The 22,257-nt window shown below is 44.1% G+C and carries 23 protein-coding genes and 1 riboswitch; of the genes, 18 read left to right on the forward strand and 5 right to left on the reverse strand.

What is annotated here, in order from left to right:
• The first annotated feature begins 341 nt into the window (after nucleotides 1-341).
• From crcB to thiH, 7 genes are all read left to right on the forward strand, one after another.
• Nucleotides 342-725 carry a fluoride efflux transporter CrcB gene (crcB, locus tag PL85_RS17130; RefSeq protein WP_115339401.1) on the forward strand — a complete coding sequence of 128 codons (384 nt, stop codon included), beginning with the start codon at nucleotides 342-344 and terminating at the stop codon, nucleotides 723-725.
• Between the two features lie 52 nt (nucleotides 726-777).
• A riboswitch (TPP riboswitch) is annotated at nucleotides 778-876 on the forward strand.
• 108 nt (nucleotides 877-984) lie between these two features.
• Nucleotides 985-2,934: a phosphomethylpyrimidine synthase ThiC gene (gene thiC / locus PL85_RS17135; RefSeq protein WP_115339400.1), complete on the forward strand. Its 1,950-nt coding sequence runs from the start codon at nucleotides 985-987 to the stop codon at nucleotides 2,932-2,934.
• A 4-nt stretch (nucleotides 2,935-2,938) separates the two neighbouring features.
• Nucleotides 2,939-4,234 carry a thiamine phosphate synthase gene (gene thiE / locus PL85_RS17140; protein WP_088721465.1) on the forward strand — a complete coding sequence of 432 codons (1,296 nt, stop codon included), beginning with the start codon at nucleotides 2,939-2,941 and terminating at the stop codon, nucleotides 4,232-4,234.
• Complete coding sequence (locus PL85_RS17145) at nucleotides 4,224-5,012, forward strand: HesA/MoeB/ThiF family protein (RefSeq protein WP_088721464.1); 789 nt, start codon at nucleotides 4,224-4,226, stop codon at nucleotides 5,010-5,012. The genes thiE and PL85_RS17145 overlap by 11 nt, the downstream gene beginning before the upstream one ends.
• Nucleotides 5,000-5,209, forward strand: coding sequence for a sulfur carrier protein ThiS (gene thiS, locus PL85_RS17150; protein ID WP_019281194.1), 210 nt, complete (start codon nucleotides 5,000-5,002; stop codon nucleotides 5,207-5,209). Before PL85_RS17145 ends, thiS begins: the two co-directional genes overlap by 13 nt.
• Nucleotides 5,210-5,974: a thiazole synthase gene (locus PL85_RS17155; protein ID WP_115339399.1), complete on the forward strand. Its 765-nt coding sequence runs from the start codon at nucleotides 5,210-5,212 to the stop codon at nucleotides 5,972-5,974. It abuts the gene before it with no gap.
• A gap of 2 nt (nucleotides 5,975-5,976) precedes the next feature.
• Nucleotides 5,977-7,089 carry a 2-iminoacetate synthase ThiH gene (gene thiH, locus PL85_RS17160; RefSeq protein ID WP_115339398.1) on the forward strand — a complete coding sequence of 371 codons (1,113 nt, stop codon included), beginning with the start codon at nucleotides 5,977-5,979 and terminating at the stop codon, nucleotides 7,087-7,089.
• A 191-nt stretch (nucleotides 7,090-7,280) separates the two neighbouring features.
• Here thiH and PL85_RS17165 read toward each other — a convergent pair whose 3' ends face one another.
• Complete coding sequence (locus PL85_RS17165) at nucleotides 7,281-9,071, reverse strand: aminopeptidase P family protein (protein ID WP_174223813.1); 1,791 nt, start codon at nucleotides 9,069-9,071, stop codon at nucleotides 7,281-7,283.
• 158 nt (nucleotides 9,072-9,229) lie between these two features.
• On the reverse strand, nucleotides 9,230-10,171 hold the full coding sequence (locus tag PL85_RS17170; protein WP_026027502.1) for a LysR family transcriptional regulator: 942 nt from the start codon (nucleotides 10,169-10,171) through the stop codon (nucleotides 9,230-9,232).
• 116 nt (nucleotides 10,172-10,287) lie between these two features.
• On the opposite strand from PL85_RS17170, the gene PL85_RS17175 reads away from it, so the two are divergent.
• On the forward strand, nucleotides 10,288-11,487 hold the full coding sequence (locus tag PL85_RS17175; protein WP_010319414.1) for a multidrug effflux MFS transporter: 1,200 nt from the start codon (nucleotides 10,288-10,290) through the stop codon (nucleotides 11,485-11,487).
• 90 nt (nucleotides 11,488-11,577) lie between these two features.
• Nucleotides 11,578-11,859, forward strand: coding sequence for an H-NS-like global regulator TsrA (tsrA, locus tag PL85_RS17180; protein ID WP_017044523.1), 282 nt, complete (start codon nucleotides 11,578-11,580; stop codon nucleotides 11,857-11,859).
• Between the two features lie 77 nt (nucleotides 11,860-11,936).
• On the opposite strand, the gene asnC is transcribed toward tsrA, so the two are convergent.
• Nucleotides 11,937-12,401 (reverse strand): transcriptional regulator AsnC, encoded by a 465-nt coding sequence (gene asnC / locus PL85_RS17185; protein ID WP_010319577.1) that lies wholly within the window; start codon nucleotides 12,399-12,401, stop codon nucleotides 11,937-11,939.
• A gap of 155 nt (nucleotides 12,402-12,556) precedes the next feature.
• Between asnC and PL85_RS17190 the strand changes: the two genes are divergently transcribed.
• Both PL85_RS17190 and PL85_RS17195 read left to right on the forward strand, forming a co-directional pair.
• Nucleotides 12,557-13,336, forward strand: a complete 780-nt coding sequence (locus PL85_RS17190; protein WP_088729305.1) for a class I SAM-dependent methyltransferase — start codon at nucleotides 12,557-12,559, stop codon at nucleotides 13,334-13,336.
• 111 nt (nucleotides 13,337-13,447) lie between these two features.
• Nucleotides 13,448-13,894 (forward strand): hypothetical protein, encoded by a 447-nt coding sequence (locus PL85_RS17195; RefSeq protein ID WP_013855620.1) that lies wholly within the window; start codon nucleotides 13,448-13,450, stop codon nucleotides 13,892-13,894.
• A gap of 134 nt (nucleotides 13,895-14,028) precedes the next feature.
• Here PL85_RS17195 and PL85_RS17200 read toward each other — a convergent pair whose 3' ends face one another.
• Complete coding sequence (locus PL85_RS17200) at nucleotides 14,029-14,904, reverse strand: carboxylate/amino acid/amine transporter (RefSeq protein ID WP_088721460.1); 876 nt, start codon at nucleotides 14,902-14,904, stop codon at nucleotides 14,029-14,031.
• A gap of 56 nt (nucleotides 14,905-14,960) precedes the next feature.
• Nucleotides 14,961-15,386, reverse strand: a complete 426-nt coding sequence (locus tag PL85_RS17205) for a universal stress protein (protein WP_010319581.1) — start codon at nucleotides 15,384-15,386, stop codon at nucleotides 14,961-14,963.
• A 154-nt stretch (nucleotides 15,387-15,540) separates the two neighbouring features.
• Between PL85_RS17205 and ftnA the strand changes: the two genes are divergently transcribed.
• The 7 genes from ftnA (at nucleotide 15,541) to PL85_RS17240 (ending at nucleotide 22,252) form a co-directional block, all read left to right on the forward strand.
• Nucleotides 15,541-16,068 (forward strand): non-heme ferritin, encoded by a 528-nt coding sequence (gene ftnA, locus PL85_RS17210; protein WP_013855622.1) that lies wholly within the window; start codon nucleotides 15,541-15,543, stop codon nucleotides 16,066-16,068.
• Between the two features lie 70 nt (nucleotides 16,069-16,138).
• Complete coding sequence (gene uspB / locus PL85_RS17215; protein WP_010319583.1) at nucleotides 16,139-16,462, forward strand: universal stress protein UspB; 324 nt, start codon at nucleotides 16,139-16,141, stop codon at nucleotides 16,460-16,462.
• 145 nt (nucleotides 16,463-16,607) lie between these two features.
• Nucleotides 16,608-17,429 carry an HDOD domain-containing protein gene (locus PL85_RS17220; RefSeq protein ID WP_019282127.1) on the forward strand — a complete coding sequence of 274 codons (822 nt, stop codon included), beginning with the start codon at nucleotides 16,608-16,610 and terminating at the stop codon, nucleotides 17,427-17,429.
• Nucleotides 17,430-17,571: 142 nt separating this feature from the next.
• On the forward strand, nucleotides 17,572-18,759 hold the full coding sequence (locus PL85_RS17225; RefSeq protein ID WP_115339396.1) for a BaiN/RdsA family NAD(P)/FAD-dependent oxidoreductase: 1,188 nt from the start codon (nucleotides 17,572-17,574) through the stop codon (nucleotides 18,757-18,759).
• Between the two features lie 129 nt (nucleotides 18,760-18,888).
• Nucleotides 18,889-19,725, forward strand: a complete 837-nt coding sequence (locus tag PL85_RS17230; protein WP_115339395.1) for a TnsA endonuclease N-terminal domain-containing protein — start codon at nucleotides 18,889-18,891, stop codon at nucleotides 19,723-19,725.
• On the forward strand, nucleotides 19,712-21,820 hold the full coding sequence (locus PL85_RS17235) for a transposase (RefSeq protein WP_176579840.1): 2,109 nt from the start codon (nucleotides 19,712-19,714) through the stop codon (nucleotides 21,818-21,820). The genes PL85_RS17230 and PL85_RS17235 overlap by 14 nt, the downstream gene beginning before the upstream one ends.
• The gene (locus PL85_RS17240) at nucleotides 21,821-22,252 is read left to right on the forward strand and encodes a hypothetical protein (protein WP_115339394.1); all 432 of its coding nucleotides are present in this window, start codon (nucleotides 21,821-21,823) and stop codon (nucleotides 22,250-22,252) included.
• Nucleotides 22,253-22,257 lie beyond the last annotated feature (5 nt).

Genomic DNA, 22,257 nt, shown 5'->3' on the forward strand with positions numbered 1-22,257 from the left:
CAGAAATGCTGAGGCTTTTTGCTATCTGTTCACTTCCTCTATGATAGTAATCCGAAAAATTAACTAATTCCGTTTACCTCATCCCTTCGGCACATTTTTGTGGCCAGCTCTCTGTACTCAAGCTGTATCCAAGAAAGCGATCCCGAGCGTGAAATAGCCTTAATTAGACTTCAATTGGCATTAAGAGCGGTTTAGCTTATCCATTTACTCAGTAAGTGACGGATGTAACTTTTTAAAAGCACTAGATTATCAGCATAACTTTCCTTGATTATTTTAGTAATTAGGTTCGATTTATTATGCTTAGCGGTTAAAATAACGACGGTTACTTTTAGGAATTCGTTATGGGACAGCTGTCTATTTTAGGTTTTATTGCATTAGGTGGCGCATTTGGCGCATGTGCACGTTATCTAGTTACCGAGCTATGTGTGTTCTTATTAGGACGCGGGTTTCCTTATGGAACGCTCACCGTTAACGTTGTCGGCTCATTTATTATGGGATTATTGATCGCTGCTTTTGAGAGTGAATTACTTGCAACTGAGCCATGGCGCCAGATTATTGGTTTGGGTTTCTTGGGTGCATTAACCACATTTTCTACATTCTCTATGGATAATGTATTGCTGATGCAGCAAGGAGCCTTTCTGAAAATGGGTGTTAATGTCTTATTAAACGTGGTGCTAAGTATCTCAGCGGCTTGGATAGGTTTCCAGTTGTTGATGAGAAATTAACGAAATCACAATTTCATCTTGGTTAATGGATAGTCTTTCCCTATAATCGTGACTCAACTTGTCGGAGTGCCATAAGGCTGAGACCGTATTTTCGGGATCCGTTGAACCTGATCAGGCTAATACCTGCGAAGGGAACAAGAGAATATAACCTGCTAGTGATCTATCTAGCGTTATATCCTTAAGATCAAAACTCTATTTTGATCAACTCTTGTGCATTAATCCGTCAAGCATTTATCCCTAGTACAAAAAGGAAGATGCTATGTCGAGTCGCAAACAAGCGAGACTGAAAGCCAAACAATTCATTGACACATTGTCTGTCGAACCCTACCCAAATTCCTCTAAAATCTATATTACTGGTTCACGTTCGGATATCCGCGTGCCAATGCGTGAGATTAAACTAGCTGACAGCTTGGTCGGGGGCACAAAGTCCTCACCGATTTATCAACCGAATGAATCTATATGCGTTTATGACACTTCAGGTGTCTATACCGACCCATCTCATACTATCGACTTATATCAAGGTTTGCCTAAATTAAGGGAAAAATGGATCGCTGAGCGGGATGATACCGAGTGGCTTTATGAGGTCAGTTCTGCTTACACTAAAGAACGTTTATCTGATGATACATTGGACGAACTACGTTATGGGAACTTGCCAGCCATACGCCGAGCAAAGAAAGGGAAGTGCGTTACTCAACTTCATTATGCGCGGCAAGGTGTTATCACACCCGAAATGGAATACATTGCCATTCGCGAAAATACGCGACGGGGAGAGTGTATGGATGCACAGCTGAGCCAGCAACATGCAGGGATTCATTTGGGGGCTAATCTACCAAAGCGAATAACTCCTGAGTTTGTGCGTCGTGAAGTTGCCGAAGGACGAGCCATTATCCCGTCGAATATTAACCATCCTGAATCAGAGCCGATGATCATTGGCCGTAATTTTCTCGTCAAAGTGAATGCGAATATCGGTAACTCATCTGTCTCTTCATCAATTGAAGAAGAGGTTGAAAAATTGGTATGGGCAACCCGCTGGGGTGGGGATACCGTGATGGATCTCTCTACTGGGCGCAATATTCACGAAACTCGAGAATGGATTTTGCGTAATAGCCCCGTACCGATTGGCACTGTGCCTATGTATCAAGCATTGGAAAAAGTAAATGGTATTGCGGAGGATTTATCATGGGAAGTAATGCGCGATACCTTACTTGAGCAAGCGGAGCAAGGTGTTGATTACTTTACAATTCATGCTGGTTTATTGCTTCGTTATGTGCCAATGACCGCGAAACGTGTTACTGGCATCGTTTCGCGTGGCGGCTCTATTATCGCTAAATGGTGTTTAGCCCATCATACTGAGAGTTTTCTTTACACTCATTTCCGTGAAATTTGTGAAATTTGCGCCAAGTATGACGTCGCTCTTTCCTTAGGGGATGGACTACGGCCAGGATCCATTGCCGATGCTAACGATGAAGCACAATTTGCAGAGCTGCGCACTTTAGGTGAGTTGACCAAAATAGCGTGGGAATATGATGTACAGGTCATTATTGAAGGCCCTGGCCATATCCCCATGCATTTGATTAAAGAGAATATGGATGAACAATTAAAGCATTGCCATGAAGCGCCATTCTATACCTTGGGCCCATTAACTACCGATATTGCTCCGGGATATGATCACATCACTTCCGGCATTGGCGCTGCGATGATTGGCTGGTATGGTTGCGCGATGCTTTGCTATGTAACACCGAAAGAGCACCTTGGTTTACCAAACAAAGAAGATGTTAAAACGGGTTTAATTACTTATAAATTGGCAGCACATGCTGCAGACCTTGCGAAAGGGCACCCGGGAGCACAAGTGCGCGATAATGCGTTATCGAAAGCACGTTTTGAGTTTCGTTGGGAAGACCAATTCAATCTTGCATTAGACCCAGTTACGGCGCGTGCTTTTCACGATGAAACTCTTCCGCAAGAGTCTGGTAAAGTTGCGCATTTTTGCTCTATGTGCGGGCCGAAATTCTGCTCGATGAAAATCTCTCAAGAGGTTCAAGAGTATGCGCTAGATACCAAGCAAGTTGCTGCTGATGCGCTCATTTCCGTTACGCTGCTAGATGACCCGTTACAAGGCATGAGACAGAAATCACAAGAGTTTAAAGCCTCAGGATCAGAGCTTTATCATCCTGCTGTTACTCAACGGTCAGTCGTTAGTGAGGAGTAATTAGATGATTCAATTACTTATCCCCCGTGATGACATTGCGTTGACTGCTCAAGTACAACAGGTTTTGCTATTGGCCAAGCATCATGGTTTTGATATCGATGATATTTTTTTGGGTGCCAGCCCAACTTTATATTGTCAGTTAGTAACGCCTTCATACTCATCTTTGATTGGCAGCGATTGCTTAGCCTCGTGCGAAGATGCGCTAAGTGTTTTAACTGATAAGCCCAATTTATTCTTGCAATACCAAGTCAATTTTTGCGCTCAAATGCCATTCGATCACTCCCAGAAACGAGAAACTGGTTTGGTCAAGATAGGGCTTACAGCGGCTGACTCACACGACTATGTTGATGAGTGGTATCACGGAGAAGAGCTGCGTAGTATAAGATACTCTACGAATGCTCATGCTGCTGATGCAAAGAGTGAGCACTTTGCTTGGGTTCTATCATTGTTGTGTCTCGACTTTCCACTAGAGGATGCTTTAGTGGTTGCTCGCGCGGCAATGAGTGTTTCACGTGAAACATGGCCAACGGATAGCCGATATTTTCCTCAGCTACAACATTCAGTAGCTGGCATCTTTGCTGACGATAAACAAAATCACATCTATTTTCCAAAGATAGACAAAAATATTGGCCTTTATCCTGTTGTGGATAGCGTTGAGTGGGTTGATCGGTTATTGAAGTTTGGTGTAAAGACAATCCAACTGCGAATCAAAGATTCAACACGCTCGGATCTCGAATCACAAATTATCGCCGCTATTGAGCTTGGACAAGCCTATCAAGCACAGGTTTTTATTAATGACCATTGGCAGCTTGCGATAAAGCATGGTGCTTTTGGCATTCATCTTGGACAAGAAGATCTCACCAATGCAGATTTAGCACAAATTGCTCAAGCTGGGATCTGTTTAGGTATTTCAACTCACGGCTATTATGAGATTCTGAACATCGCTTCACTAAATCCCAGCTATATCGCTTTGGGTCACATATTCCCAACCACCACCAAAATTATGCCCTCTAAGCCACAGGGGCTTGTTAGGTTGAAACTTTACCAGCAGCTAATTGAGAGTTTAAGTTGTGCCGCCAACTCAGATGAAGTTGTAAGTGCAAAAATACCCACAGTTGCAATTGGCGGAATTAACCTAGAGAACGCATTGCAAGTTTGGCAGTGCGATGTATCAGGCTTGGCCGTTGTACGTGCAGTGACAGAAGCAAAATCACCTCAGTTGGTCATTGATAGTTTCAATCGAATCATACAAAACCGATTACCAAGTAGTGCTGAGGAGGTATGTGATTATGCTTTCTGATGCGCAATTTATCCGTTATCAAAGGCAACTTGCGCTCCCTGAAATAGGTGAGAATGGACAGCAATCTTTACTTGATAGCCGAGTGCTGGTTATTGGTTGTGGTGGTTTAGGGTCTGCGGCCGTTTTGTATTTGGCGAGTGCTGGTATTGGACAACTGGTAATAGTGGATGATGACCGAGTTGAAAGCAGCAACTTACCTCGGCAGGTGATCTACCGAGAGAGGCAAATTGGTCAAACCAAAGTCGATGCGATGGCAGAGCAAATTAAAGCCATCAACCCTGATTGCAGAGTAAGAGCGATATCTAAACGCCTTATTGGTACTCAGCTCGAACTGGAAGTGCTGAATGCTGATGTCGTTCTTGACTGCACGGATAACATCCACAGTCGTCAGCAAATTAACCAGTTGTGCCGTAAACTAATTAAGCCATTGATTTCAGGTTCGGCTATTGGATGGAAGGGGCAAGTCATTGCTTTTGATCAACTGCCGTTGTCACCTTGTTATCACTGTTTAGTGCCTGATAGCGAACTGCCTGCCGCGCAGCGTTGTAATGAATTCGGTATTCTGGGGCCTGTCGTCGGAATCATCGGAACCCTGCAAGCTTTACAAGCCATCATGATATTGACTCGACAGACGATGCGTAATGCTAACCAACTGACACTGTTTGATGCTCATTTGTTTCAATTCCAAACCTTAAATGTTGTTAAAGATCCTCAGTGCGAGGTGTGTGGGTACCCACAGGCTGATCAGATGAAGGGAGAAGCCACATGTCAGATATAACGATCAAGATTAATCAGCAGTTTCATCAAGTTTCAGCGGGAACCAGTATTACGGATCTCACCAAACTGCTTTCGATCACTATTACCGGTTGTGTGTTTGCCCTGAATCAGAGCGTGGTGCCACGTAGTGCGTGGTCAACGACCCTATTAAGTGAAGGCGACCAAATATCGCTGTTTCAAGCCATTGCAGGAGGCTAAATGTTAACGATAGCGAATAAACAGTTTGAATCTCGCCTGTTCACTGGAACGGGGAAATTTGCCAACCGAGAGTTAATGACAAAAGCTATTGCCATATCTGGTTCACAAATGGCGACGATGGCATTAAAGCGAGTCGATCTTAATCAATTAAATGATGATATTTTAGCGCCACTTATCGAGTCAGGCGTCCATCTTTTACCCAACACATCGGGTGCGAAAAATGCGAAGGATGCGATTTTTGCTGCCCATTTAGCGCGTGAAGCGTTATCGACATCGTGGCTGAAGCTAGAAATTCATCCCGATCCTAAGTATCTGATGCCTGACCCTATCGAAACGTTAAAAGCAGCGGAACAATTGGTGAAAGATGGATTTACCGTATTGCCTTATTGTCATGCTGACCCTGTACTCTGTAAGCGTTTAGAGGAGGTGGGGTGCGCGGCCGTAATGCCATTAGGTGCGCCAATTGGATCGAATAAGGGGCTGGTCTCACGAGATTTTTTAGAAATCATCATCAGCCAAGCTCGTGTCCCCGTGATTATTGATGCCGGTATTGGCGCGCCTTCGCATGCGGCTTTTGCGATGGAATTGGGCGCGGATGCAGTCTTAGTTAACACCGCAATTGCGGCCGCGCGCGATCCGATACAAATGGCGTTGGCATTTAAGTTGGCGGTGGAGTCGGGTCGAATGGCTTATGAGGCTGGGCTTGCAACTCAGGTTCATCATGCTATCGCATCCAGCCCTCTAACTGCATTTTTGGATCAATAGCGATGAGCTTTTTAGAACGTTTCAAACAACTCGATTGGGACGATATTGCGTTATCAATCCGTTCCAAAACAGCGTCAGATGTCGAGCGAGCACTGTATAAAGAGAAGCGCGATTTGGAGGATTTCAAGGCATTAATCTCTCCTGCTGCTGAGCCTTATATCGAGCAGTTAGCGCAACTTTCTTACGCACTGACGAGGCAACGCTTTGGCAATACTCTTTCTTTTTATATCCCGCTTTATCTTTCTAATTTGTGTGCCAATGCGTGCACTTATTGTGGATTTTCGATGGAGAATCGCATCAAGCGGCGTACATTAAGTTTGCATGAAGTTGAACGTGAATTGGCGGTTATCAAGCAGATGCAGTTTGATAATGTGTTGCTGGTAACCGGTGAGCATGAAACCAAAGTAGGCATGAACTATTTCCGGCAGATACTGCCGTTGATAAAGCGTGAAGTCAGTTATGTTGCTATGGAGGTTCAACCGCTTCAGCAAGCGCACTATGCGGAGCTAAAGAGCTTAGGTTTAGATGCGGTAATGGTATATCAAGAGACTTATCATCCATCGACTTACGCTTTACATCATCTGCGAGGCAACAAAATGGATTTTAACTTTCGCCTGGAAACACCGGACCGACTTGCCCGGGCAGGGATTGATAAGATTGGTCTTGGCGCTTTGATTGGCTTGGAAGATTGGCGGGCCGATTGTTTTTACGTGGCCGCTCACCTGGATTATCTTGAAAAGAGATATTGGAAGACGCGCTATTCGATTTCGTTTCCTCGCTTGCGACCTTGTGAAGGTGGCCTGCAACCTAAATCGGTTATGTCTGACAAGCAACTGGTTCAGCTCATCTGTGCATTTCGCTTGCTAAATTCAGAAGTGGAACTCTCGCTTTCTACCCGCGAATCGGCGCACTTTAGGGATAAGCTCATCCCACTGGGGATTACCAGCATATCGGCGGGATCAAAAACACAGCCTGGAGGTTATGCAATGCAAGAGGCCGAGCTTGAGCAATTTGTGATTAGCGATGAACGTACAGCCGGACAAGTTGCCGCCGCTGTTAAAGGGCAAGGCTTTGAAGTTGTATGGCGAGATTGGCATGCTGCCTATTCTGGATGAGGTTATGGCTTGCACGTTTCACGTGAAACATATGGATGCATTAAAGTATGATGATTTAGCTAATTAAGGTGAGTTCGAGTTAAGAGAATCATAAGTTAAAGTAAAGGCGACTCGAGGTCGCCTTTCATCTTTCTAGGTTAAGTTACTACAGAGAAACTACCTACAGCGCATTTGTTTTATCATTTTGAAGTTTAATCATGCTCAATAGGTAGCGTCGCTTGGCGCAACCACGCTTTGTTATCACCCTCAACGAGTGGACCAACTTGATCCCATACTTTTTGATGATAGTCATTTAGCCATGTGAGCTCTGGTCGAGTTAACATATTGATGTTGATCGCGCGCTTATCAATCGGGCAACGCGTGAGAGACTCAAACCCCAACACAGAGAAATCACCTTGTGTTTCAACTTCGACCACCAGTTCTAAGTTTTCTATACGAATGCCAAACGCATCGGCACGGTAATAACCGGGCTCGTTCGACAGTACCATACCTGGAAGCAGTGCGACGTTGTTGAAAACTTTGCTGATGCGTTGTGGCCCTTCATGGACACTCAAAAAGTGGCCGACTCCATGACCAGTGCCATGATCATAATCAAAACCATTAGCCCATAGGTGCTGACGGGCAAGTACATCAAGCTGATGACCACAAGTGCCTTTTGGAAAGCGTGCTCTGGCTAGTGCAATATGACCTTTAAGCACTAAAGTGAACTGTTTTTTCATCTCTTCACTGGGGTTACCAATAGCAATGGTACGCGTAATGTCAGTCGTACCGTCACAATATTGGCCGCCAGAATCGACAAGATAAAGTGAGTCTTGGGCTAATTGTCCTGGTTTTACTTGGTTGATGTGGTTGTAATGACACATAGCTGCATTACTGCCTGCCGCTGAAATAGTATCAAAACTAAGATCGGCTAGAGTTGGATCTTCCTCTCTAAATGCTTGTAAGCGGTCAGATAAATAGCCTTCGTCGTGCAGTCTTTGGCTAGTCACTTCATTATCCAACCAAGCAAGAAATTTCGTCATCGCCACACCATCACGCACGTGGCACGCTTTCATTCCAGAGACTTCGGTTGCATTTTTTGCCGCTTTTAGCAGTAAGCACGGATCGGCGTCATTAATGATTTCAGCAGCGGAATTTTGTAAAGTCAGCGTAAACCATGCATTACTGGTGGCAGAATCGATCATCACCTTTTTACCTGCGAGTAAGTTAAGCTGCTTTTCTAGTTGATCTGGATGGTGAACGCGAACGCCGCCACCGACATGCTTGTCAAATTCCGCAGGAAGACGAGCAGGGTCAAGGAAGAAATCGACGTTGGAGTCAGCATAAATAATGGCATGGGAAAGTAATACTGGTAATCGGGAAACATCAAGGCCACGGATATTTAGCAGCCAGCAGATGGAATCAAGTTCTGTCAGTACCGCCGCATCAATCTTTTTCTTACTCAGCTGATGGGCTATTTGCTTACGCTTATCATGGCTACTGATACCGACGAGTTCATTACCCATCAAGCGCACTGCTGAAATTGCAGTGCTAGGGCGGTCCTTCCATAACTCATCGATTGGATTACTGCCGACGGCAATAAGCTGTAACTCATCAGACAATTTTACCTGTGCTGCTTTAAGCCAGCTTGCTCGATGCATGCGCGGATCAAATCCAACTTTACTACCTGTGGCCAATGCACTTTGGAGCCAATCGAGAACGGGCTCTTCAATCAAGTGACGATACTCAAAGGTTGCCTCTGGCACTTGTTTACGAACTTGCACTGTATAGCGGCCATCCACAAAAATAGCCGCGTTATCGTGGGTGACCACAGCCGCGCCTGCCGAGCCAGTAAAACCAGTTAACCAATGCAGGCGTTCGTTGTGTTGCGGTACATATTCCCCGAGATATTCATCTTCGTGTGGAATGATGATGGCATCAAGCCCTTGTTGTGTGAGCCAGCCACGTAAGGCTGATACGCGTTGTGCGATTGAATCATGCATCTGTGTTATATCCTTTCTCATAACCGTCCGTTGTAGGTGTAGGGAGCTGTGCAAATCCATAGCAAACCCTGACTTTATTATTGTGTCTATGGGGTTGTGGCGATGGGGACGAGCTTCAATAAGCTACTCTTTTTATCGAACTGGCGCAAACCGCAGCTTCACCTGAGATGCAGTGTTTTGGTTTGGATCATCTGCCTTAACCAGCTCAATGCGGGGTCACTTTCTCTGTCTCTGTGCCAAAATAACGTATAAGCCATAGGTGGAAATTCCATCGGTAATGGCAACACGACGAGATCCATCTGCTTGGCTACTAGGTGGGTGAAGTGGCTCGGCGCGGTAAAGATAAAATCAGTATAAGTACAAAGGCTGGCGGCACTATTAAAATCCGGTACTGTAATTGCGATGTCCCTTTCTCGGCCGATATCCGCCAAGCGATAGTCGAGTAGCCAGCGATCATTACCATCGCAGCGCACTTGTACGTGACGTAGCGATAAATAGCGCTCTAACGTCCAATTGTCTCGTAATGCTGGGTGGTCTTTACGTACCACGCACATTTGGCTATCTCGATAGATCTCTTGCTCACAGATATCACTGGGTGGCAGCATTGTTAATTTGGCATCATTGATATCAATGTCCTTGCCGGTAATGCCTAAATCCAACTCACCAAGCTGCAATTTCTTAAAGGTTTGATCGTTCCATGAGTGAGTGTTGATGTTGAGATTTGGACCTTGGCTGAAAATAGCAGGCAAAAAATGGGGGAGAATCAATGGGTAGACGCTTTCTACTGCCGCAATATGAAAACGGTATTCACTGCTTTGTGGTGAAAATTGTTGTGGTTGAGTGAGTAGCTCGAGCTGATTGATGAGAGTGTCGAGTTTGGGTTTGAGATAGAGCGCCTGCGGTGTGGCCTTTAAGCCATGTGAATTACGAATAAACAACGGGTCATTAAACTGCTGACGAAGCTTGGCAAGCGATTTACTGACGGCAGATTGACTCAAACAGAGGCGATGGGCGGCGCGCGTGACGTTCAGTTCTTCTAGCAGTACGGACAGACAAACAAGCAAATTAAGGTCGATTCTGGCTAATTTTTCTATATTCATCTGTATTTCCATTTGGGAATAATTGTGATGAGTATAAGCCATTTCTATTCATATCATCATTGCTCTATTATAGCCGAGTTGTAAAAGTGTGTTCTTTCTCATTACTGGAGTGTTTCGTGAAGCAAATAACCTCTGACGCGCATAGCAAGCGTCAATTGGCATTACTGATTTTGTTGGTTCTGTTTAGCCCGTTAGCGATTGATATTTATCTACCAGCTTTACCGCAAATTTCTCAAACGTTTCACGTGGAACACGCTTATGCACAAGATACGATTACTTGGTTTCTGTTTGCTATGGGAGTCGGTCAACTCTTTGCTGGCCCGCTAGCGGACAAACTCGGTCGTCGAACTGTTGCATTAGGAGGGATCAGTATTTATGCATTGAGTGCTTGCTTGGCGTGGGCCGCTCAAAGTATTGAATGGATGCTGATGGCTCGGCTACTACAAGGCTTCGGTGCGTGCGCGACATCGGTAGCGGCTTTTGCAACAGTTCGCGATATTTTTGGCCCACAACGTAGCGGCAAAATGATCAGCTACTTAAATGGTGCAATCTGTTTTATTCCTGCATTAGCGCCAATCCTTGGTAGTTGGTTAACTCAGCAATTTGGCTGGCGCAGTAACTTCAGCTTTATGGCTGGTTTTGCCGTGGTCGCGGGTTTAATGATGGTGATTGGTATGAAAGAAACCAACCCGCAAGCCACCGAACAGCAAGCGTTCTTTAAGTTATCGCGTTACTGGTCCGTATTGAAAACACCATCTTTTCTCTTCCATGCTTCATTATGTATGTTAGCGATGGCGGTTATTTTAGCCTATGTCACTTCTGCCCCAGTGGTATTAATGGAAGGTTATGGATTAACCATGAATGAATTTACTTTCTGGTTTGGACTCAATGCCATCATTAATATCGTTGCCTGCCTAAGTGCGCCGAAATTTATGGATAGGTTTGGTACCCATATGGCGCTGGTGGTTGGAATTGGCACGTTATTGGTTGCGGGGACTACCATGGTCGCGCTGGCACAACAGAAAACGGCGATTGCCTTTATGCTGCCCATTTTTATGTCATCAATCGGTTTTGCTTGGATTCTGGGAGCGGCCGCAGGAAAAGCACTGGCGCCATTTGGTGACCGTGCGGGAACCGCCGCAGCACTGCTTGGTTTGTTTCAGATGAGTGGTGCTGGCCTGTTAGTTGGCACCATGCAGCGTGTTGGGTTAGAGCCTCAGATATTAATTGCACTGCAAATGTGGCTGATTGCGCCAGCGTTGTTTATCCTGTTTTCTAAAGCAGGGCGTTATTGGCATCAATTAGTGGTGAATTAATAAATTGTCACCTGCTGTTTTATATTCTTTTTAACGGGTGTATATTTAGTCACTTAATTATTTCAATTGCACTTTGGAAACGAAACAACAATGTCAATGACAACCTATGAAATGGCTCGAATTTGGGAACAACTCGACGAGTCTCCAGAAAAGGTCATGTTCGGAAAATTGCTGAATGAATTAGGCAACCAAAGTAGTGAGCGTATTCGCAGTGCCGCCAAACAAGTACCATTACCAGTTCTGCGTGATTTAGTCTTTCAGTTTCAACAAGTGATTGAAGCGCGTAAAGGCGAGCAAGTCGAAATCATGGCGAAGGAATTGGCAAAGCAGGGTATTTCGGCTGAAGAGCTTTTAACTTATCTGAACAAATAATTTATTATCAGTACCGATGCCATAGCCCGGAATTTAGTTTCGGGCTTTTTATTGCGTGGTGTTTGCGGCTTCGGTGGTTAAGGATTCACATTTCGGTTAATCGGGTTCTGCAAGGAAATAAGCGTCTCTGTGGATTGCACTTCATCAATTGCCTGTAATTTGTCGATCAGCACAAATTGTAATTCCTCAATCGAGCGGCACATTAACTTCACAAAAATATTATAGGCTCCTGTGGTGTAATAGGCTTCCACCACTTCATCCAGCGCATTGAGTTTGGCGAGCGCCGAATGGTAGTCTCGCGCGGCATTGAGATTGATACCGATAAAACAACACACGTCATAACCCAATTTTTTGGTATTGACGATCACTTCCGTACCCTGAATGATATCGGCCGATTTCATCTTTTCAATACGAACATGGATAGTGGCAGGACTAACGTTGAACTGCTTGGCCATTTCTGCGTAGGGCGTGCGTGCATCGTCCATTAAAATTTTTAAAATGGCGCGGTCGAGTTCGTCCAGTTTAGCGGTAGTGGCTTGCATCACAGCATCCTTATCATTGAAATGGTTCGCTCAGTTTATCACTGGTCGTTGTTTCTCGTAAGCCGCCGTTTAAGAAAAGCGATAAGCTTTAGTCACGTCAGTGAAAATTGGGTAAACTCAAGCCTCCTCATTATTTCTTTTGTTTCGGAGTTAACTTGCAGCTACAACTGATTTGCGAAGTTCCTGCTCAGCAAGCACATTTGGATACATTAGCCGCGCGTTGGGGATTAAAACCATGCGCTGAGAGCCCATTTGCCTTGGTATTAACTCAGTATCGTCTTGAGTTGCGTAAACTGGATGAGCCTAAACTCGGCGCTATTTATGTCGATTTAGTCACGGGAGCGGTTGCTCACCGACGTAAATTTGGTGGCGGTAAAGGTCAGTCGATAGCCAAAGCTGCTGGACTAAACAAAGGAGCGACACCGACCGTGTTAGATGCAACGGCCGGGTTAGGTCGTGATGCTTTTGTGTTGGCCTCGCTCGGCTGTAAAGTGCAAATGGTCGAGCGGCATCCCGTTGTGGCCGCGCTGCTTGATGATGGTTTAGAGCGTGCCAAGCAAGATGCGGAGATTGGCGGCTGGGTAAGCGAGCGAATGTCGTTACTTCACGCTTCGAGTCATGATGCGCTTGATAAACTGGCGCAAGATGAAGATTTTGTAAAGCCAGATGTGGTGTATCTTGACCCCATGTACCCGCACCCGGAAAGTAAAAAACAAACGGCTTTGGTAAAAAAGGAGATGCGCGTCTTTCAATCGCTGGTGGGTGCTGACTTGGATGCTGATGCATTATTAAACCCAGCCTTGAGTTTGGCGACCAAACGCGTGGTGGTGAAGCGTCCTGACTATGCCGATTGGTTAGACAAACAGAAGCCGAGTATGGCGATTGAAACCAAGAAAAATCGTTTTGATGTGTATGTGAAAGCGGCGATGATCTAACGCATTCAATACGTTAGCTTTGGCGAGAAAATCTCGTGGCCCATAGATGTAATTTAGTGCTTGCTTAATCGTGTTTGGAATTGTATATCTAACTAATAATTATTCCTATTCGTGATCGAGGCGTACATGAATAAGCGTTTATGCAAATTGAACCGACACGATATTACTAGCCAGCTTGGGGATATCCATCAGATTGTGGCTGCGCCAAAATTTCTTTGTCGCTCATGTGCTCGTTCATCATCGGATAAAAACACGCTGTGTAAGCCTGCTGCTATTCCGAGTGCATCGACAAAGCTTGTTTCGGAAGGGAAGAAACAACTGCGCTCTGGTACGTCAAATGGTATGACGGACAAAGGTAAAAAGGCCGCCAAGCGATCGGAAAAACAGAACAAGAAAGCGTTAAAAAAACAAAAAAAAGTACTGAAGAAGTTAGAAAAAGTGCTGAAACAGCAGCAAAAACTGTTAAAGAAACATCCTGCATTACAAGTAAAGTTTGCCGATGTGAATCAACGAATTTCTTCGGTTAGTGAACGTTCACTACAACGGCAGATTCACTAAAAACAGATAGTTTACTAAAAATAGATGGTTTACTGAAAACAGATGGTGAGTTAAACCGAGCCACGATAGCCCCTTTTTCAACAACAAAGCCCGCGATGATTGCGGGCTTTGTTGTTTTTAACGCTCAACCTTATTCAGTGAGTACGGCTGGCAGCGACTTTGCGCTTTACCCAAGTTTCATTGACCCACAGTGAGAACAAAATGATCACGCCGCCAATTGCAAGGCGGATTAAATCTACGTCGCGATTCCAAATCAGAATGTTCACCACTAATCCGGCGGGAACCAGCGCATTATTCATAATCGCTAATGCGCCTGCGTTGACTAAACAGGCTCCTTTGTTCCACACGAAGTAACCAAGCCCAGAAGCAATTACCCCTAAGTAGATCAAAATACCCCATTGCAAAGAGGTAGTAGGCAGTTTTTCACTATTACCAAACAGTAAAAATGCCACGCTTGCTACCACCAATGCACCTAAGTAGAAATAACCGAATACGCTGTGTTGCGCTAAAGTGATGGTCTCTTTTTCCATGACGTATTTATAAGCCACTTGGCCGATAGCAAAACAGAGGTTAGCCCCTTGCACCACCAAAAAACCCAGCAAAAAGTGCTCGTTTATTGCCGCAAATTTAATAAAAACGGCACCGATTACGGCAATGGCCGCCGTCACTAAGTACCACGGAGAAAAGCGGCCTTTCAGTAGATCGTAGATCAGCGTGACGTAGATTGGCGTAAACACCGTAAACAGCAAAACTTCAGGAACCGATAGCAGTAAAAATGATTGATAGTAGAAACAGTACATCAGGCCCAGTTGAATTCCACCAATGGTCATCAACTTAGCGATCAACGGAGCGGGAACGGTTTTAAACCTGATCAAAGGTAGAAATACTAAGCTCGCTAATGCAACGCGCATCCAAACCGCGAACCAAGAATCAACTTGACCGGCGAGATAAACGCCGATCAAGCTAAATGAAAATGCCCAAAGTAGGGTGACTGCAGAGAGATAGGCCATAACAAACAACGCTGAACAGTAAATAACCCGCAGTCTAACCGAGTTTTGGCTTGTCGTCAGTCGTGAAGTGGTATTACAAGCATGTCGACTGGCGAACAGTTAATCAGTTGCCGAGTGGATGAGAGTAACTTGCTCCAAAAATCTTGATGATGACCGCAGACCACCAAATCAACACTGAATTCAGCGATGGTTTCGCATAGCTCATTACTGAGGTCGCCGCTGCCTACTAGTGTATGGCGGATAGGGTATTGCGCGTGTTCCGCTAAGGCTTGCAGCTGCTTTTGTGACGCTTCCATCGCGTGATGTTGAGTTTCTGCTAAATTGATATCAATGAGTCCGGTATACAGCTCGGCATAGTTGACATCAATGTGAATGAAAGAAACGTCAGCATCGAGTGGTTTTGCCAGTGCAACAGCTTTGTCGACTAAGAGTTTACTGTCTTCTGAAAGATCAATGGCAACCAAAATATGTTGATAACTCATTGTATTATCTCCTGATGGGGTACTGATTAAAGATTAGCACTGAGGCCGAGAGTTTTTTGTCGCCGTGATCTCATATCCGCATACCTGACTCAAAGTGTTATGGTGAGGTTCATGGTATAGTCAATTCAAATCGTTACATAAACTAGGAGTCGACATGTTGTCACAAGCTATGGTTGAAAAACTGAATGAACAAATTAATCTGGAATTTTTTTCATCCAATCTATACTTACAAATGAGTGCTTGGTGTGAAGATAAAGGATTTGAAGGTGCTGCCGAGTTTTTACGCGCTCATGCCGTAGAAGAAATGCAGCACATGCAGCGTTTATTCACCTACGTGAGTGAAACGGGTGCACTGCCTATCCTTGGTGCGATCGCAGCGCCAAAACATAAGTTTACGAGCCTTGGTGAAGTGTTTCGCGAAACTTATCAACATGAGCAGATGATTACTCAGCAGATTAATAAACTCGCTCATGCGGCGTTCACATCTCAAGACTACTCAACGTTTAACTTCCTTCAGTGGTACGTTGCGGAGCAACATGAAGAAGAGAAGTTGTTTAAAGGGATTTTAGATAAGCTAGAGCTTGTGGGTGATGATGGTAAGGCGCTGTTCTTCATCGACAAAGACCTAGCCGCAATGGCAAAAGCCGGCTCATCTTCTGTAATGGATACCCAAGCTGTGTAATCGCAGCAGAAAGAGTATGAAGCGATCGTCTTTTTCTTTGGGTTCTATGCAAAGGTGTAGGGAGGAAAAGATGATCACTGGAGATACAATTTTATTTGCGCTAATGCTGGTCACTGGGGTTAACCTAGTCAGGTATCTTACGGCGCTACGCTCACTTATTTACATCATGCGTGAAGCTCATCCATTGCTTTATCAACAAGTGGATGGCGGTGGCTTTTTTACCACTCACGGTAATGTCACCAAGCAGGTTCGTCTTTTCCACTATTTGAAAGGTAAAGAGTATCACCATCACCACGATCCCCTATTTACGGGCAAGTGTGATCGCGTTAGAGCGCTGTTTATCTTGTCGATGTCATTGCTGGCCGTGACAACCTTCGCGGCTTGTATCGTATAACTGGGTCAGTCATTGTATTGATTAAAGGAGCTATCGTGCTCCTTTTTTATCGTCTGTATAAAGTCATCGACTTATTTCTTCACTATTATGCATCTTCATTGTGCGGCGACTATTATTAGCAAGAGCAATCGAAAGGAGAAAAATAATGGATGAAAAAGCACTGCTCGCACGTTTGAATGAGTTACCTCGTATTCAACAAGTATTACAAGAACTACTCGAAATGGTTAATAAGGAAGAGGTCGATTTTGGTGCGCTCACAAAAAAAATTGCCATGGAACAAGTGTTGAGTGCGCGGCTGCTTCGCCTTGCAAATTCGGCACATTTTGGCGGAAGCCGCACAGTGGCCTCTATCAATGATGCGGTGATTCGTGTCGGAAGTGGCTCGGTGAGAACTATGGTGGTGGCATCGGTATTATCCAGTGCTTTTCCTAAAATTGACACCTTGGATCTGCAGCAATATTGGTCCGATACCTTTGAAATTGCCATTATCGCCAGCAAACTGGGGGCCGCTTGTAAACTCGATGCTAATAGCGTCTTTACTACCGGAATATTGCACAACATTGGCCAATTGATGATCCACACATTAGCGCCGCAAGAAGCGTTGAAAATTCGCCTTTGTGTTGATGCTGGTGAAGTTGAACTAGAAGCACAACAGCAAATCATCCATACCGATGCGAATGTACTGGGGGCGAAGCTAGCTAAAGCTTGGAAGTTTCCTGATGAGATGGTCGATGCGATCGCCTACTCTGCGCAGCCAGAAAAAGCGCAGCTTTCACCAAAACTTGCCCGTGTATTGCATTTTGCCCGTGATATCCACCATCAATGGGACATCCTGACCGAAAAAGAAAAACGCTTATTTCTGGCTGAGCACCCAGATGCTCGTGTACTGGCAATATCTGCCACATTTGCTGAAACAATTGACGCCGTTCGCGGAAAAGGGCGCGAGCTTGCCGAGCAGCTCGTCTAATACCGTCGCTGGTGGATTAACCTTGTCTTCACTCAATTAGTCGTTAAAATGTCCCCCATTGATAAGGATGTACGCCACCAGCGCTGCATCCTTTTTGTTTGTCATTAGGTGCGTGTGCGTCTAATTAAATGAAGGTGAAAGCATGAGTCAGTCGTTTGATGTTGTCGTTATTGGTGCTGGCGCCGCCGGGCTAATGTGCGCCGCGCAAGCTGGCCTGCGCGGGCGCAGCGTATGCGTTCTCGATCATGCCAAAAAGCCTGGCCGTAAAATTTTGATCTCAGGTGGCGGTCGCTGTAATTTCACCAATTATGAACTATCGGCCGCCAACTATTTATGCCGCAATCCCCATTTCGTTAAATCAGCGTTATCGCAGTACAGCCAGTGGGACTTTATCTCGCTGGTCAGTAAATACAATATTGCGTTTGAAGAGCGCGATCATGGCCAGCTCTTTTGCCTTGATTCGGCGAAGGACATCGTCAATATTTTGCTAAAAGAGTGCGATTTACCGACGGTCAAGCAGCGTTATCAAGTCGAGATTCAATCGATAGATAAGGTGCCAAACGGCTTTCAGCTCACCACCAATGACGGGCCGATCCAATGCCAGTCACTGGTGGTCGCAACGGGTGGCTTGTCGATGCCCAAGCTTGGTGCGACTCCTTTTGGTTATAAAATTGCAGAGCAGTTTGGACTGGCGGTGATCCCAACCACGGCCGGGCTCGTGCCTTTTACACTGCATAAACAAGATAAAGAAGATTTCGCCGAACTGGCCGGCATTGCCATTCCAACTGAAATCACTACTGAAGATGGCACTGTGTTTAAAGAAGCACTGCTGTTTACTCATCGTGGTTTATCTGGGCCGGCGGTGTTGCAAATTTCTTCTTACTGGAAAGCGGGGCAGAAGGTCAGTATCAACTTAGTGCCGGAAGTAGACATCGAGCGGCTATTAAATGAATCACGTGAAGCACACCCAAATCAAAGCTTAAAAAATACACTCGCGAAAGTACTGCCTAAGCGTTTAGTTGAAGTACTGATTGAGCGCAAAGCTTTTGTCGATAAACCGCTCAAACAGTTAAACCCACACGAAATAACCGCTATCGCACACGACTTACAACATTGGCCGATTCTTCCCAATGGTACTGAAGGTTATCGCACAGCCGAAGTCACATTAGGTGGCGTAGACACCGATTGCCTCTCATCGAAAACCATGGAATGCAAATCGGTTCCGGGCCTCTATTTTATTGGTGAGGTAATGGATGTGACGGGCTGGCTTGGCGGCTATAATTTCCAATGGTGTTGGTCAAGCGGCTATGTCGCCGGACAGTGGGTGTAAGTGTTGTGTAGAGACAATAAAGTTTGTATTTAGTGTTTTAAGTTTGTACTTTACTTTAATTATTTCCAATAAAGTTTGTATTTTATGAAAGGTAAACTACACTTTCTAGAACAAATTTAAGGGAATCACATGGGCAGAGGCAGAAAACTTCAAACAGAGGAAGACTTTAAGAGAGCTCTAAAAAATGGTTATGGTTTAGGTAGTTATAAAGATTATTTACCTTGGTACAGAGCTCAGGATGTAAAATCTGATGGGAATCGTTCAAAGATTTTTGGCTTTAAAACAAGTAGAAACCATCACACCCTGTCTTCGATAGAAAGCGAATTTTTTTATATCGCTGATTTTAGTGGTTCTGTCTTGGATATCCGTGAGCAGTTCCCCTTACTCCCTCTAACTTTATCCCAAAGGATTGCTTCCACTATTTGTGTGAAGCATCCCATTCATCCTGAAAGTAAGTCCCCTATTATTATGACGACAGATTTTTTGCTGACGTTATACAAACCTCAAAATGCCGAACCTGTTTATCAGGCTGTAGCCATTAAGCCACCTGGAGAGCTCGATAAGCGTACTGCTGAAAAGTTAGACATAGAGCGAATTTGGTGGGAGTTATTGGGTGTTGAATTCAAACTTTTTACTGGTAATGAACTCACTAGAAACCAGAGTAAAAACATAAAATGGGCCACTGCCCCTTTCCGTTCAAAGCCTGATAGCCTAGAGCAGAGCATTCATACCAATACGCTACTTGGGATGCTAAGTACAGGACGATTTTTAATCACCGATTTATGTGATGAGATAAGCCAAACGTTACAGATATCTAAAGAAAGTGCTCTTCTTGAAATAAAGTTATTAATCTCTTTAAAACTGATTTTAGTAGATATGTCTTATCTAATTGCTGAATCCGGAATATTAATTATTCAAGATGTAGCGTTATCATCATATGGACGGACTGCGAATGGTTCTAACTAAAAATAGTGTTTGGAAAATTACTAGACTGGAAGGTGTTGAAAATGGTGTGTATCGAGTCTTGGAAATATTTAAAGACCTTGATGCCGTTGTACTCTTCCCGTTAGAGCATACTAGACCAATTAAACCCCTCCTAACAAAACTTAGCTCCTTTCATCGGACCATTAAACTAGGCACAACAACTAAAGAAGATTTTCCTTTACCTATATATATGCAGGTAGATGAGCTTGATATTCCACATAAACAAAAAGCGAAAAGAGACAAAAACTTACAAATAATAGAACGTATCATTAAAGACAAGGACTTTTTGTTTGAGTATTGCATATCCAAACGCTCAGACTTGCTTGTAAAATATGCTCAAAATATAAGCGAACACAGAAATACAGTCGACAGGCTGCTGCAGCTATATTGGAAGTATGGACAAGATAAAAATGCCTTATTGCCTGCATATGCAAATAGTGGGGGCGCAGGAAAGGAAAGGAAAGCAACGGTTCCTTTAGGTGCCCCTAAACGTTCTAGAACCCTTGCAGTAGTTCGATCCAGAAAATATATCCTAACTGAAAAAGACAAAGAGAAGATAAAAAAATCACTTAAAAAGCACTACCTTAAGGAAGGTGGGGACAGCCTTGTGGAAACCTATAAAAAGTTCTTGCGTAAGTATTTTGCTAGCGAAGTAAAAATTGCGGAAGCTCTTGATCAATTTCCACATGCGCCATCTTTGCGACAATTCGCTTATTGGAAGTCTAAGTTGATAAGTAAAGATGTTGAGATACAAGCCAGGACATCAGTTCGAGATTATTTACTTAATAAACGCGGTACAACTGGTAGTGCGACAGAAAGATCTCCTATACCAGGTGACGTATTTGAAATAGATGCTACCGTTGCAGATGTGCATATAGTATCTACTTTCTCAAACCAGCGAGTATTGGGTAGACCTACGATATATTCTATTGTCGATAGAGCAACTCGCATGATTGTAGGTTTTCATGTTTCTCTTTATTTCGCCTCTTGGAGGGCTGCTAGACAAGCCTTAGTAAATTGTTTTTTACCGAAACAAGAATATTGCTCTCAATATGGTATTCATATCAGTGAGGCCGAATGGCCTTGCCATCATATTCCTGAAGAGCTTGTGTGTGATAATGGTGAGATGATAGGTCTTCAACCTGAAGAACATTTAGTACCGTTTACCCAATTAAGCTTTGCCCCTCCATACCGTCCAGATCGTAAAAGCTTCGTAGAGCGTCGATTTGATATTTTAAATAAGAAGGCCATTCACCCCTTATTAGGTGCTACACGGCGAGGTAAGGTCGTACGAGGAGAAGTTGATCCTCGCAAATTAGCTATTTATACGCTTCATGAAGTAACACAGTTATTGATCGAAGCAGTTTTAGAACATAACAGAGATATTCTAAAACGACTTGCGTTTGAAACCCCATTGCTTATAGAAAAAGATCTGGCACCTACCCCAATCAATTGCTGGAAAGTAAATGTGGAGTTGCAAAGACACAGTCTAATCGAAGCTAATTACGATGACGTGATTTCAAGGCTACTCCCTCCAGAAATGGTTAGCATGACTGGTGATGGTATTTTATATAATGGTATGTATTTCACCAATAAACGTATCATAGAGGATGATCTGGCTTCGATTGCTAGAGATAAAGGATGGTGGCAACTTGAGGCTAGGATTGATGAGAATTGTTCAAACTACATATATGTGAGGTTTAATAGTCGAGAGCCTTTCGTTAAATGCAATTTGTCTCCCAAAAGTCGTATGTTTAGAGATTTACCTATCGTTGAGTCCGATTTTGTTTTGGACTGGACAGACGAGAAAAGCGAAAAATTGATTGTTACTGCTGACTCTATAGATATGCAATACAGAACTGATGCGATAACGAAGCGAGCTAAGAACAGAGCAAAAGATAACCCTACTCCTCGAAAAGATAGATCTAAGGGGATTCAACAAAATAGAAAAGAAGAGCTTGAGTTAATGAATGGAAAAGATACCACTCAAGTGAGTAAATCGGTGACGGATAATGACATATTCGAGAATAATGTCGTAACTTTGCCAAGGCGTAATAAAAGAGCTCAGGATGTTTAAATGAGAAATAGAATACACGCAGTATACAGAGAAGCAATTCTACCTGAGCATCAAGGAAATCCTCTTATCGAGGCTTTACCTCCAAAAGTTAAAGATGCAATTCTTATCGATGCTTTTACTTATTATCCTGACTTAGACGAGCATATTCGGATGCATCCAGAACCGTTAGTTCGTGAGGAGTATTTAAGTCGATTAAAAACCTTAAGACAGCCTCTTAGTGACTACATTCGTTGTTTTCGTCTCATTGAGCGAGCTATTAAAGATGGCTATTCCAGTAAGAACCCTTTAAGTCCATCAACAGTCCAATATGTGCATTATCTTATGGACGATAGACCACAAACTCAACCGTATTCAGGATTTTTTGAACCTAAAGCCGATACCATAACTCTTATAGGCGAAAGTGGTACCGGTAAAACAGTAAGCGCGTCATAAACACC

Source organism: Vibrio anguillarum (assembly GCF_001989995.2).
GTDB classification, from domain to species: Bacteria; Pseudomonadota; Gammaproteobacteria; order Enterobacterales; family Vibrionaceae; genus Vibrio; species Vibrio anguillarum.